General features: G+C 59.5%; 10 protein-coding genes. 2 read left to right on the top strand and 8 right to left on the bottom strand.

Annotated elements, in window-relative coordinates; translation table 11 throughout:
* The first annotated feature begins 5 nt into the window (after nt 1-5).
* Nucleotides 6-1,748, top strand: coding sequence for an EAL domain-containing protein (locus tag KUL77_RS12125; protein WP_297147600.1), 1,743 nt, complete (start codon nt 6-8; stop codon nt 1,746-1,748).
* Between the two features lie 20 nt (nt 1,749-1,768).
* Here KUL77_RS12125 and prfB read toward each other — a convergent pair.
* Nucleotides 1,769-2,897, bottom strand: a protein-coding gene (prfB, locus tag KUL77_RS12130) for a peptide chain release factor 2 (protein ID WP_297147603.1) whose coding sequence is annotated in 2 segments (ribosomal slippage) — nt 1,769-2,821 and nt 2,823-2,897 — 1,128 coding nt in all. Because the reading frame shifts where the segments join, the coding sequence is not laid out codon by codon here.
* 112 nt (nt 2,898-3,009) lie between these two features.
* Between prfB and KUL77_RS12135 the strand changes: the two genes are divergently transcribed.
* Nucleotides 3,010-3,222 (top strand): DUF2945 domain-containing protein, encoded by a 213-nt coding sequence (locus tag KUL77_RS12135; RefSeq protein WP_297147605.1) that lies wholly within the window; start codon nt 3,010-3,012, stop codon nt 3,220-3,222.
* A 5-nt stretch (nt 3,223-3,227) separates the two neighbouring features.
* Here the strand turns inward: KUL77_RS12135 and recJ are convergent, their stop codons facing one another.
* The 7 genes from recJ to KUL77_RS12170 form a co-directional block, all read right to left on the bottom strand.
* Entirely contained in the window at nt 3,228-4,910 is a 1,683-nt protein-coding gene (gene recJ, locus KUL77_RS12140; RefSeq protein ID WP_297147607.1) for a single-stranded-DNA-specific exonuclease RecJ, read from the bottom strand.
* On the bottom strand, nt 4,907-5,818 hold the full coding sequence (locus KUL77_RS12145; RefSeq protein WP_297147610.1) for a phosphoglycerate mutase: 912 nt from the start codon (nt 5,816-5,818) through the stop codon (nt 4,907-4,909). The genes recJ and KUL77_RS12145 overlap by 4 nt, the downstream gene beginning before the upstream one ends.
* A 17-nt stretch (nt 5,819-5,835) precedes the next feature.
* Nucleotides 5,836-6,315 (bottom strand): transcription elongation factor GreA, encoded by a 480-nt coding sequence (greA, locus tag KUL77_RS12150; protein WP_297147613.1) that lies wholly within the window; start codon nt 6,313-6,315, stop codon nt 5,836-5,838.
* Entirely contained in the window at nt 6,312-9,560 is a 3,249-nt protein-coding gene (gene carB / locus KUL77_RS12155; protein ID WP_297147615.1) for a carbamoyl-phosphate synthase large subunit, read from the bottom strand. The genes greA and carB overlap by 4 nt, the downstream gene beginning before the upstream one ends.
* Nucleotides 9,553-10,698: a glutamine-hydrolyzing carbamoyl-phosphate synthase small subunit gene (carA, locus tag KUL77_RS12160; RefSeq protein ID WP_297147617.1), complete on the bottom strand. Its 1,146-nt coding sequence runs from the start codon at nt 10,696-10,698 to the stop codon at nt 9,553-9,555. Before carA ends, carB begins: the two co-directional genes overlap by 8 nt.
* A 138-nt stretch (nt 10,699-10,836) precedes the next feature.
* A complete protein-coding gene (gene dapB, locus KUL77_RS12165; RefSeq protein WP_297147620.1) occupies nt 10,837-11,538 on the bottom strand; it encodes a 4-hydroxy-tetrahydrodipicolinate reductase in 702 nt (233 codons plus the stop codon).
* A gap of 50 nt (nt 11,539-11,588) precedes the next feature.
* Complete coding sequence (locus KUL77_RS12170) at nt 11,589-13,799, bottom strand: DUF1631 family protein (protein WP_297147623.1); 2,211 nt, start codon at nt 13,797-13,799, stop codon at nt 11,589-11,591.
* Nucleotides 13,800-13,808 lie beyond the last annotated feature (9 nt).

The following is a 13,808-nucleotide window of genomic DNA, read 5'->3' on the forward strand; positions in this document are numbered from 1 at the left end:
CAAGCATGCCCATCGATGAGCGCAAAATCGGATTAGGATTTCCACAGACCGAAGTCTATCGATTGGGCGCCAATGGCCCTAGTCTGAAATCGGTGATCGCCGCCGCAGACGGCAGGCACCAACAGCTTTCTCTATTGTGCTTAGACGTCGATGGCGTGGGTGCCATCCATGCGGCGATGGGCGAAAACGTAGTGGAACAGGCGCTTGTTGCGATCTCGCGGCGCGTGCTGCAAACCATTCCAGAGAATGCGCGTTTCTGGCGTTTAGGTGGCGAAGGGTTTGTGGTTGCGCTCGTTCATGGTGACGAACAGCATGCGGGTGAAGCCTTGGTGGAACAGCTGCGCGACGCGTTTGATACGCCGCTTCAGGGGGCATCATTCACGCTGGATATCAGTCTTTCAATTGGGCTGGCGCGTTACCCGGAACATGCGCACGATGCGCAAACATTACTTGAAGCTGCAGAGCAAGCGCTACGGAAAGCCAAGCGCGGAGGCCCCGGCAGTTTTGCCAGTTACACCCCCGAACTCACTGCGCAGGCGACTGACGCTGTTCCGAAAGAAACGCTGGAACATCGTTTCGTTGATGCAATCGCCCATAGCGAGTTTCGTCTTTATTATCAGCCGGTTGTCAGTGGCCAAGACGGGAGCATTGTGGCCTGTAGCGCGTTGCTGCGCTGGCACGATACACAAGAAGGTGTGCTGCGCGCCAACCGCGTATTACCTGCGATTGAACGTGCGGGCTTGGCAGGGCCAGTGGGGCTTTGGACGATTGAAACGGCGATGCGTCAAGTGCAGCGCTGGCGCAGTGCCGGGATCGATTATGTCACGGCGTCGGTGCCGCTAGAGAGCGCGCTCTTATTGCGTTTCGAATGCGTTGACATCATTGCCGACCTACTCCATCGCACGGGCTTGCCTGGCAGTGCGCTGGAATATGAAATATCGGAATCCGCGCTTGCACTCGATGACCCGCACGTTATGGGGAATCTGGAAGGCCTTCGCGCACAGGGCTCTATTCTGACCCTTGCTGATTTTGGTACGCGCGGATTAGGGTTGAATGCACTCGCGCAGTACCCGCTAGAGCGTTTGAAAATCGACCATAGTTTTCTTCGCAATATTACAAATAACCCTCGAAGGGCGGCGTTGCTTCGCGGCATGATCGCAATGGGCCATAAACTTGGTATGACCGTAATTGCCAAAGGTGTGGAGACCGAAGCCGAGCTGGGTTTTCTGCGGCGGCAGCACTGCGATTTTTTCCAAGGCTACTTGTTTAGCCCTCCCCTGCCCGATGCAGGGATTGATGCGCTTGTACGCAGCCGGTTCTTGCGCCCGGATATCTTTCAGAACACAACTGACTTCGCAGCCTCGCGCACCTTGCTTCTTCTTGATGATGAAGACAATATCCTGCGCTCGCTGGTGCGGCTACTACGCCGTGATGGTTATCGGATATTGACCGCGAACAGCGTGAGTGAGGCATTTGATCTGTTGGCCTGCAAGGATGTGCAAGTCATCATGTCTGATCAGAGAATGCCGGGGATGAGCGGCATTGAATTTCTTTCGCGCGTGCGCGATCTTTATCCGAATACTGTCCGGCTGGCGCTCTCGGGGTATGCAGACATGGACGTCATTAGCCAAGCCATTAGCCAAGGTGCGGTGTTCCGCTTCTTGCTAAAGCCGTGGGACGATGCCGATCTGCGCGAACATGTGCGTGAGGCGTTTCGGTTGGTAGAACAGCAGCGCAGCCGAGGTTAAGCCCCAGCTGCGCCTTCAACTTAAGCGGCGTCGCTACGCTTTGCACCGGCTTCGAGGCCAGATTTCAAACTTGCTTCTACGAACTCATCCAGATCGCCATCCAACACTTTTTGCGTATCGGAACGCTCAATGCCGGTGCGCAGGTCTTTGATGCGGCTCTGGTCGAGCACATAGTTGCGAATCTGGCTACCCCAGCCGATATCGGACTTGGTGGCTTCCAGCGCGTCTTTTTCGGCGTTGCGCTTCTGCACTTCCAGCTCGTACAGCTTGGCCTTCAGCATCTTCATCGCGCGGTCGCGGTTGGCGTGCTGGCTGCGTTCGGTCTGACAAGCAACGACTGTATTGGTGGGAACGTGGGTAATACGCACCGCCGATTCGGTCTTGTTGACGTGCTGGCCACCGGCGCCCGAGGATCGGTACACGTCGGTTCTTAGGTCAGCAGGGTTGATGTCGATGTCGATATCGTCTTCGACTTCCGGCGACACAAATACCGAGGTAAAGCTCGTATGGCGGCGGTTGTCGGAGTCAAACGGCGACTTGCGCACCAGCCGGTGCACGCCGATTTCTGTTTTCAACCAGCCATAGGCGTACTCGCCTTCCACGCGGAAGGTGGCGGATTTGATTCCGGCTACGTCGCCGCCGGAGACTTCCATCAGCTCGGCCTTCCAGCCGCGCGACTCGGCCCAGCGCAGGTACATGCGCAGCAGAATTTCCGCCCAGTCTTGCGCCTCAGTGCCACCCGCGCCCGCTTGGATATCCACGAAGGCATTGCAGCTGTCCATCTGGCCGGAGAACATGCGCTGGAACTCGATCGCTTCCACGCCTTTTTGGTAGCCATCGACGTCACTCACAACGGCCAGCGCGGTGTCTTCGTCGTTTTCCATCTCGGCCAGCTCAAGCAGTTCGTCGGCACCCACCAAGCCTTCTTTCAGGTTGCGGATGCCGTTCACTGTTTTATCCAGCATGGAACGCTCGCGGCCCAGCGCCTGCGCGCGCTCCGGGTCGTTCCAAATATCTGGGTTTTCTAATTCGCGTTCGACTTCTTCCAGGCGCTCACGCTTGGTGTCGTAGTCAAAGAAACCCCCGGAGCGCATCCAGCCGCCCGGTCAGGTCGGCAATGCGGGCTCGGATAGGATTGAGCTCGATCATGGCAAATACTTTTACGTCAGGTAATCGCGTAGTTTAGCAGTTTGTAGTTTGCTCACGCAGACTTCGCGCGTGAGTATTCATGCTCGGCGGCGTTATATCCAAGGATCTCGTTATGACTGCAACGCCCTTTTCCGTTGGCGACCATGTACGCTGGAATTCAAAGGCTGGGATGGTGAGCGGGCGCATCATCAAAGTGCATACGGCCGATTTTGACTATAAAGGCCATACGCATCGTGCGTCGCCAAGCAAGCCGCAGTATGAAATTCAAAGTGATAAGAGCAAACACATTGCTGCGCATTACGGTGCTGCACTAACAAAAATTTAAGCCTCTTACGCTGCTTCCCGATGCACTACCAACAGCTGCACCGCATCGCCACCGCGATAGTCATCTGGCGCCAACCGATACGCGACATGGATGCGCCGGGCTGGCTCCTCGCCCTCCCAACCGTTGAACTGGATCGCGTTCAAACGCCGCCCGCCCAGCCCCAGTTCCAGCTTGAGGTGGCGCTCTTTGAGCACGCGCCAGTTCAGTACCTCAAATGCACCGTCGAATAACGGTTCCGGGTAGCCCTGCCCCCATAAACCGCCATCGCGCAGTGCTAGTGCGGTGTGGATGGTCATCTCGGCCGCGGTAAGCGTGCCGTCGCTATAGAGCGCTTCGGTGAGAAGTTCGGCATTCAACAGTTCATTCGCCACCCGCGAAAAGGCCATGCTGAAGGTGGGGAAATTTTCACGCGCAAGGCTCAGCCCTGCGGCCATCGCATGCCCACCGAAACGCGGGATCAAGCCGGGATGACGGGCATCGACCAAGGCCAACGCATCGCGAATATGGAAGCCCGGAATTGAGCGTGCCGAGCCACGCAGCATGTCGCTTTCAGGCTCAGCAGGGGCAAACGCGATGGACGGTCGGTGCAGTTTTTCCTTCAATTTTGAAGCCACTAGCCCCACTACACCGGGGTGCCAGTTGGGGTCAAACAAGCAGGCTGTCACACGGGTGTCGATGCCATCGAGACTCGCTTCAGCGGTGTCTTGCATATTGCCCTGCAGGGCGCGCCGTTCTTCATTGATGCTGTTCAACACACTGGCAAGCTCACGCGCCTGCGTGGCGCTTTCAGTGAGCAGGCATTCAATACCAATGCCCATGTCTTCCAGCCGCCCGGCGGCATTGATACGCGGACCGATGGCGAAGCCAATATCGGTGGTGGACAAGCTGGCAGCATGGCGGCCGGATACTTCGATCAAGGCATTCAGCCCTGCTGCGCCCTGCCCCGCCCGCATGCGTCGTAGCCCCGCACCGACGAGGGTGCGGTTATTGGCATCGAGCGGCACCATATCGGCTATGGTGCCCACAGCGACGAGATCGAGTAAGGATGCAAGATCGGCCTGCACACCCAGCTGCGCGCGTAACGCGGCCAGCACATAGAACATCACCCCAACACCAGCGAGGGCTTTGCTAGGAAAACTGCAGCCTGGCTGGTTTGGGTTCACGATGGCGTCGGCAGCGGGAAGTGTTGTTCCCGGCAGGTGGTGATCGGTGACTAATACCTGCCAGCCCCGCGCTTTAGCGGCCGCTATACCCGCATGGCAGGCGATGCCGTGATCGACCGTCACCACGAGATCAGGCTTGAGCGCAGCGAGTTCATCCACCAGCCCCGGCGTGAGCCCATAGCCATGTACGATGCGGTTGGGCACCGCGTGCGAGACGCGCTGCGCGCCCAGCATGCGCAGCCCACGCACGCCCACCGCGGTGGCGGTAGCGCCGTCGCAGTCGAAGTCACCCACCACCAAGATGTGGGCTTGGGCTTTAATGGCGGCTTGCAGTAAATCGACTGCGCGCTCGATACCTTTAAGCTGCTGGTACGGTAGCAATTGGGCCAAGCGCGGCAAGGCCTGCGCGCCATCGTGGCTGCCGCGAGCGCTGTGCACGCGGCGCAAGACGTCGGGCCACTGTGCGGGCCAGTCGCCGACGGTATTCGCTACCGGACGGCGCACGATCTTGCGTGGCGCACTCATCCTTGCAAGGTGCGCAGCGGTTTACGCCAGAAGCGCCAGCGCTGGTTGCTGCGTAGGGTGAAGACTGCGCCGTCAGCAAAATCCAGCACCGCGTCGGTGTGCGCTGCTGGCAGCAGCCAATGCTGGATCAGCCCGGCCCAGTCGCGCTGTTGGCGCAGGTCAATGAGTACGTTCGATGGGGTTGCGCTGTAATCACTAAGCTCACCGCAGGCGATTCTCGCAAGGCGTGCCGCACCGCGCAGACCCGCTTCATCTGAAAAGACTTGAGTCACCGATGTGGAGATCGAATCGGGCAGCGCCCCGCCGCCCCAGAACCACAGCGAGTTGATCGGCACGCGCCCCGCCGCAAGCCTAGCTTCGTTATGCGGATGGTTGTGCAAGACGATCTGGGTCTCGTTCAATAATAGCCGCCAGCGCCGCGCTTCTGGCCCATCGGGAATGTGTTCAAACACATCATCCCCTAACGCCTGCTCGGGCGAGGCGAATGTGGGAAGCGTGGCCCCCGCTGCGAGCTTGAGATACCAGCGTTCCGGCGATGGCGCATCGAGCAACATACCAAGATCACCGAACAGTGGGCGCAGCGCGGGAAGCAGCGCGTCCACATCGCTCTGTTCGATCCCCACTGTGCGGCCAATACCCAATAAGCGTGCGCCATTGATGTCAGGACGGATATGCGCGGGGTCTGCACGTAGCCATTGCACGTCGCGGGTTTCAGCTAAACCAATGTCGGTAACTCGGCTTAGTGGCGCGTATGGTAAACGCAGTGGCAGCGGTTTGAAATAGCGCAGTAACTGTGCTTCTTCGCCTGCAGCCAGAGCTCCACGATCCGCCTGCGCGAGTGCTTTTGCAAGCCGCTCGGGCAGAGACGTTCCGCCAAATTTCTGTAGCGGCGGTAGTAGAAGAATCAACGGACGAATGCTCTCGATCAACCCGCGTAGCGAACGGAAATAATCTCGTATTCGCGGGTGCCGCCAGGGGCTTCGATAGTAATGGCGTCGCCTTCGTTTTTACCGATCATGGCGCGGGCCACCGGCGAAGAAATCGCAATGAGACCTTGTTTGATATCGGCTTCAAGGTCGCCCACGATTTGATAAGTTTTCTCTTCGTCGGTATCGCAATCGGCCAGTACCACGGTGGCACCAAACACGACTTTATCTCCCGCGTTGAGGGTGGATACGTCAATGATTTGCGCGTGCGACAGCTCAGCTTCCAGCTGCTTGATGCGGCCTTCGATAAAGCCCTGCTGCTCGCGCGCGGCGTGGTACTCGGCATTTTCTTTCAAATCGCCATGAGCACGTGCTTCGGCGATCGCTTCAATGATCGCCGGGCGCTTGACCGATTTCAGCTCATCTAATTCCGAACGCAGACGCAGCGCGCCTTTGGCAGTAATGGGGGCGCGGCTCATGCCAGCTCCTTATGCAGTTCCTGCAGCGAGAGCACGTCGCCCTTGCCGCGATAGTCCAGTGAATGCAGCAGCGCGCTGGCACCTGCCACGGTGGTGGAATAGGTGACGCGGGCCTGCAGCGCCTCGCGACGGATCGAGAACGAGTCGTTGATCGCCGCGCGACCTTCGGTGGTGTTGACGATGTAGCAGATTTCGCCGTTCTTGATCAAATCGACGATATGCGGACGACCTTCCACCACCTTGTTGACGCGCTCGCACTCAACACCGTGGGCTGCCAAGTAATCGGCAGTACCACTGGTGGCAACGATGCTAAAGCCGCGCTCGATCATGTATTTTGCCACCGGCAGCACGCGCGCCTTATCCGGATCACGCACAGAGATGAAGGCCTTGCCCGGCTGCGGTGCTTTGATATTGGCCGCTTCTTCGGCACGCGCAAATGCGGCTTCGAAGCTGCGGCCCACGCCCATCACTTCACCCGTGGAACGCATTTCCGGCCCAAGGATCGGATCCACATTTTGGAACTTGGCGAACGGGAACACCGCTTCCTTCACCGAGTAGTACGGCGGCACGATTTCCTTGGTCGCGCCCTGCTCGGCCAAGGTTTGCCCAGCCATGCAGCGCGCCGAAATTTTTGCCAGCGGGCGGCCGATCGCCTTGGACACGAACGGCACCGTGCGGCTAGCGCGCGGGTTCACTTCCAGCAGGTAGATGGTGTCTTCTTCGTTACCGTCAGGCTTGCCTACTTGCACGGCAAACTGGGTGTTCATCAGGCCGACCACGTGCAGCGCCTTGGCCAGCGCCACCACCTGCTCGCGCAGGCGTTCTTGCGTGCGTTTGGACAGAGAATATGGCGGCAGCGAGCACGACGAATCGCCGGAGTGCACACCTGCTTCTTCGATATGCTCCATCACCCCGCCCACCAGTACATTGCCGTCGCGGTCGGCGATGACGTCGATATCGACTTCTACCGCCGCATCGAGGAAGTGATCCAAAAGCACCGGCGAATCGTTCGAAACCTTCACTGCCTCGCGCATATAGCGCTCAAGGTCGGCGTCGGCGTGCACCACTTCCATCGCGCGGCCGCCCAGCACGTAGCTTGGGCGCACGACCAGCGGATAACCGATGTCGCGCGCATGCGTCAGTGCTTCTTCGGCGCTGCGTGCAGTGCGGTTCGGCGGCTGTTTCAGGCCCAAATCATCGACGAGTTTTTGGAAGCGTTCGCGATCTTCGGCGAGGTCGATGGAGTCCGGCGAGGTGCCGATGATCGGCACGCCGTTGGCTTCCAGTGCCTTGGCCAGCTTCAGCGGAGTCTGCCCGCCGTACTGCACGATCACGCCCTGCGGTTTTTCTAGCTCAACGATCTCCAGCACGTCTTCCAGCGTCAGCGGCTCGAAGTACAGACGGTCGGAGGTGTCGTAGTCGGTGGACACAGTTTCCGGGTTGCAGTTGACCATGATGGTCTCGTACCCGTCCTCGCGCAGCGCCAGCGCGGCGTGCACGCAGCAGTAGTCGAACTCGATACCTTGGCCGATCCGGTTGGGGCCGCCGCCGAGCACCATGATTTTCTTGCGGTCGCTTGGCTGCGCCTCGCATTCGTCCTCATAGGTTGAATACAGATAAGCAGTGGACGTGGCGAACTCGCCCGCACAAGAATCCACGCGCTTATACACCGGACGCACATTGAAGGCTTTGCGTAGGGCGCGCACTGCGGTTTCGTTGGTGCCCGCCAGCTTGGCGATGCGCGCATCGGAAAAGCCCATGCGTTTAAGCGCGTACAAGCGCTTGCCGTCGAGGCCATCCAAGCCACGGTGCACCACGTCCATTTCGGCGTCGATCAGCTCTTCGATTTGATCTAAGAACCAAGGATCCACAAACGACAACGCATGCACATCTTCCACACTCATGCCTGCGCGGAACGCATCGGCCAGATGGAAAATACGCTCCGGGCCGGGCTCTTTCAGCTCGCGGCGCAGACGCACAAGATCATCTTCATTGGTCAGCTCTAGGCCGGTGGGGTCTAGGCCGATCTTGCCGGTTTCCAGCCCGCGCAGTGCTTTTTGCAGTGACTCTTGGAAGCTGCGGCCAATCGCCATCACCTCGCCCACCGATTTCATCTGCGTGGTCAAACGCGAATCTGCGGCGGGGAATTTTTCGAACGCAAAACGCGGAATTTTGGTCACCACGTAGTCGATCGACGGCTCGAACGACGCCGGGGTTTTACCGCCAGTAATTTCGTTCTTGAGCTCGTCCAGCGTATAACCCACCGCCAGCTTGGCGGCGACCTTGGCGATCGGGAAGCCGGTGGCCTTGGACGCCAGCGCCGAGGACCGCGACACGCGCGGATTCATCTCGATGACGACCACGCGGCCGTCCTTCGCGTTGATGCCGAACTGCACATTGCTGCCGCCGGTATCGACGCCGATCTTGCGCAGCACCGCAATCGACGCATCGCGCAGGCGCTGGTATTCCTTGTCGGTCAGGGTCTGCGCGGGGGCGACGGTGATGCTGTCGCCGGTGTGCACGCCCATCGCATCGAAGTTCTCGATGCTGCAGACGATGATGCAGTTGTCCGCGGTGTCGCGGACGACCTCCATCTCGAATTCCTTCCAGCCCAGCACCGATTCCTCGACCAGCACTTCGCTGGTGGGCGACAGTTCGAGGCCGCGCTTGACGATCTCCTCGAACTCCTCGCGGTTGTAGGCGATGCCGCCGCCGGTGCCGCCCAGGGTGAAGCTTGGGCGAATGATGGTGGGGAACCCCACCTGCGCCTGAATGACAACGGCCTCTTCGTAGGTGTGCGCCACTTCCGACTTCGGGCTGTCAAGGCCGATTTCGGTCATCGCCCGCTTGAACAGTTCGCGGTCTTCCGCCATGCGAATGGCGTCGCGCTTAGCACCGATCAGCTCAACGTTGTATTTTTCCAACACGCCATTATCGGCCAGGTCCAGCGCGCAGTTCAGCGCGGTCTGCCCGCCCATGGTGGGTAGGATCGCGTCGGGCTTTTCCTTGGCAATGATCTTCTCAACCGTCTGCCAGTTGATCGGCTCGATGTACACGGCATCGGCCATGTCCGGGTCGGTCATGATCGTGGCCGGGTTGCTGTTCACCAGCACCACCCGGTAGCCCTCCTCGCGCAGCGCCTTGCACGCCTGCGCGCCGGAGTAGTCGAACTCGCAGGCCTGGCCGATGACGATCGGGCCGGCGCCGATGATGAGGATGGTCTTGAGGTCGGTGCGCTTAGGCATTGTTGTTCTTCTCCATCAACGCAACGAAACGATCAAACAAGGGGGACAGGTCTTGCGGGCCGGGGCTGGCTTCCGGGTGGCCCTGGAAGCTAAACGCAGGCGCGTCGATGAGCTCGATACCCTGATTGGTGCCGTCAAACAACGAACGGTGGGTGACGCGGGCGCGTTCCGGCAGGGTGCTCTCGTCAATGCAGAAACCGTGGTTTTGCGAGGTGATCAGCACGCGGCCTGTGGCGATTTCTTGCACGGGGTGGTTCGCACCGTGGTGGCCGTGCGGCATCTTCATGGTCTTCGCGCCAATGGCAAGGCCCAGCAGCTGATGGCCAAGGCAAATGCCATACAACGGAATTTTGACCTTCAAAAACTCGCGAATCGCTTCGATGGCGTAGTCGCAGGGGGCCGGGTCGCCGGGACCATTGGAGAGGAAGATGCCGTCAGGCTGCAGCGCCAGTGCGTCTTGGGCCGATGTCTGCGCAGGCACTACATGCACATCGCAGCCGCGTTCGGCCAGCATGCGCAGGATGTTGCGCTTGGCACCGAAGTCGTAGGCCACCACTTTGAACTTGGGGGGAGTACGGATCCAGTCGTTGGCGTTTAGATCCAGCTGGCCTTCGCTCCACTGGTAAGGAGCCTTGGTGCTGACCACTTTAGCCAGATCCATATTATTTAGACCGGGGAATTTGCGCGCCGCTTCAATGGCATGTTCGGCGTCCAGCACCTCGTCATGGCTGGCCGCAGCCAGCAGAGCCGCATTCTGCGAGCCGCGTTCGCGCAGGATGCGCGTGAGCTTGCGGGTGTCGATACCGGCAATGGCGCGGATACCGCGTGCCTGCAGCCATTCCGGCAGCGACACTTGGCTGCGCCAATTGCTGGGGCGGCGCGGCACGTCGCGCACGATCAAACCGGCGGCCCAGGCTTGGCTGGCTTCGTCGTCTTGGTCGGTGCAACCGGTGTTACCGATATGCGGATAGGTCAAGGTGACCAACTGTTGGGCATAAGACGGGTCGGTCAGGATTTCCTGATAACCGGTCATGGCGGTGTTAAACACCGCTTCGCCCACGGACAAGCCGGGGGCACCCACGGAAATACCCTCAAAGACGGTACCGTCTTCAAGTGCGAGAAGGGCGGGATTATTCAAGTGCGTCGCCTTGCGTGAGGTTGCAAAAAAGCGCCGAAGCGGGCTGGCCGGTTCGGAGCGTGAGGAGGTTAGGCGAGGGGGAATTTTACCGGGGAACGGCGCGTTACGCCAGTCCCTATTCGAAAAAGACGCTACAAATCACAACAAATCGATGACCTGATAGCACCCTGCCGGACGTCCAGCGAGGCGGCCCGCGATATGCAGCGCGCCGCGCGCAAAAATATCGCGGTTGCTGGCGCGGTGCACCAGCTCGATGCGTTCGCCGGTGCCGGTAAATTGCACCAAATGCTCACCCACAATGTCGCCAGCGCGAATCGAAGCATAGTGCGGCGTTACCCCACCCGCCTGCGCGGCTTGTCCAAGCGTAAGCGCGGTGCCCGAAGGCGCGTCTTTTTTCTGCGTGTGGTGGGCTTCCACGATATCGCAGTCCCAGTTGGGCAGTGCGCGCGCAGCGCTTTCAACCAGTTGATTAAGCACAGCAATGCCGAGGCTGAAGTTGCTTGCCCAAAGCACGGGGATGTTGGAAGCAGCGGCCTGCAGCGTCGTTTCTTGCTGCGTGCTAAGGCCAGTGGTGCCAGATACGAACGCGGCTTTACGCGCCACACATAGCGCGAGAATGTCGTCAAAGCCTTGCGGCAGACTGAAGTCGATGGCCACATCAAACGCGGGAACGGCATGTAGCTGGCTGACCGGAAACACCGGCACACCTGCCTCACCTTCACCGCTACGCGAAACAGCCGCAACAACGTCGTAGCGCGCCTCAGCCTCTTTGCTCAAGCGCAAAAGCGCCTGCCCCATGCGCCCGGTGGCACCATGGATCAATACACGAATCTTGGTCATCCGTGCAGGTTAACGGCCTGAATGGGGCTTTAGCAAGCGCGTTAAGCCCATTATGCGGATTCGGCCGCAGATTGCAGGCGCCCCGCCATCAAATGCATCGCCTCATCGAACGCATTGGAACCCTCGCGCACAATGACCCGATCCAGCTTGGCCATCACCGCTAATTCTTGCGCCGAAGCTACCAATACACGGATTCCGCGCCGGTTCACCAGCAGCAAACGTGCGGAAATTGGGCTGATCCACGACACCTTGGCCGGGGCAAAATGACCGTCGGCACCGGCAAGCTGCAGCCAGTCACCAATTTTGAGTTTGCGAATGCGCTCCAACATGGCCGCATCAAAGTCGAGGGCGGCGTTGTCTGCAACGACCTCCAACTGTGCTTCCTGCGGCGTGAGCTCCGGATCGAGCACGTCGATCTGTGCAGGCAGGCGCACATCCGCCACTTGCGCTGCTTCGCCATTGGCGAGGCGAGTGAGCGCATCGCGCAGCGCATCTTCAGCAGCGATGGCGGCTTCACCCGAGCACCCCGCACTGGCAAAAATATCGGACAAGACCGCAGAAGGCAGCGCCGTTGCAAAATGCGGCAACTGGCCCGCACTGGCCAGATCAAACGCTGCCAATACGTCATCAACGGCCTGCATGGCCGTGTTGTAGCGCGGCGAACCTTTGCCGTCGCGCAGTGTGATCTGAACAAGGTGGTGCGTTGCGTGGTGCGAAATGAAGTCATCTAGCACCGGCGGGAGCTCCCGGGCGCCGCGATGCGCTGCAACGTCTTCGGTCACTGCTGAACGTGCATGATCTAAACGCTCACGCCCGCGTTGGGCTTCGGTGGTGCGCTTTTCTGCTAACTCAAAACGCTTGCGCTGCTGGGCGAGGAAGGCGCGCAGCTCTTGTTCCAGCGTTTCAAAAATTGCTACGTCTTCATTGAACTCTGCAACGAGCCGGTCGATGGTGTGATCGACGCGAGTTAAGATGGCGCGCTCTTGCGGCGCTTCGCCACGGTTGCCCTCACAAGCTTCGGCCACGGTATTGAGCAGCTTGCGTGCCGGATGCTCTTTGAGCATAAACATGCGCCGGTCTTTTACCGCGACCTTCACATAAGGCACCAGCATGCGGCCAATCATGCCGCGAATTTGCGAGTCGTACTGTGGGCCGTCTAGGAGTACGTCAAAAAGCAGTGCTACAAGGTCAACGGCGTCGTTATCTAAGCCATCGAGGTGCAAATTATCGCCGGGCACACCGAGCTTATGCGCGCTTTGCAGCATGCGCTCGCGCAGCTGTGCGGCGAGTGTTTGCGCACTTTCCACATCGGGTGAGATCGCCGGTGCTGCATCATGCTGCATCAGGCTCAAGATAGAGAGCAGGTCATGTGTGCCCAACGTCGGGCCTTGTGCGGCGCTTGGCTGCACACCCGCTGTGTTGCGCCAAGCAGCCAACTGCCCAAGCATGCTGGTAAACATGGCTTGATCTGCAGCGCTTGGTGTCTCACCTAAGTAGGAGGCGGCTGCCGGCTGCTGCTGCGGGGGCGGTGCATGTTGCGGCGGCATACCGGCATAGCTGCCCGCCTCGTCGTGCGTCGCCGGTGCGCGCACATGGACAGGCTTGGCCCCCGCGCTGGCACGTAGATCGGGAAGAATGCCTGCCGAGAGCAAGAGCGTATTGCAGCGCTCGTAGAGATCGCCCACGACGTTGGAAACTTCACGTTCAAAATACTTAAAAATGACGATGCGGAGATCGTCATCAAGCTCTAGCTGGCTCATGGCATTGCCCAGAGCCGTTGCTAGGAATACGGGGTCGAGCGGGTTCTCACGAGAACGTAGCTCCCCCTGCCCGACCACCACAAAAAAACGCTTGCTTGTCACTTCAAAAAGCGAGGCATGTGCGCGCAAGACTGTGGAGGCCAATTGCTCAACCGCGAGCTGTTCCTCTAATGCTTGCTCCGACAGCAGACTTAGGCCAGCATCTTCGCCCCCCTGCAATGGCCCCTGCTGATCGCGCAGTGCACGGAAACGCCGGGTGATGGTCAGCTTGTAGTTGTTGACGACATCGGCGCGCGCGTGGCGCATTTCACGCAGTGCCATCATCCCAAGTTTGGATTCACCATTTTGGCTGCGATCAAACAGGTAGTCATCGACATCAGCTAGCGCACGGTCAAGTGCAGGCGCAACACGGTCTAATAGATGCTTTTGAATCGCATCGATCAGCGCCGCGTTGGCGGGACTTTTTGGGTGCGTAGATTCCGCGGGGGAACGGAAAGTCATGACGAGGCC

This window comes from Thermomonas sp., assembly GCF_019104945.1.
Classification (GTDB): domain Bacteria; phylum Pseudomonadota; class Gammaproteobacteria; order Xanthomonadales; family Xanthomonadaceae; genus Thermomonas.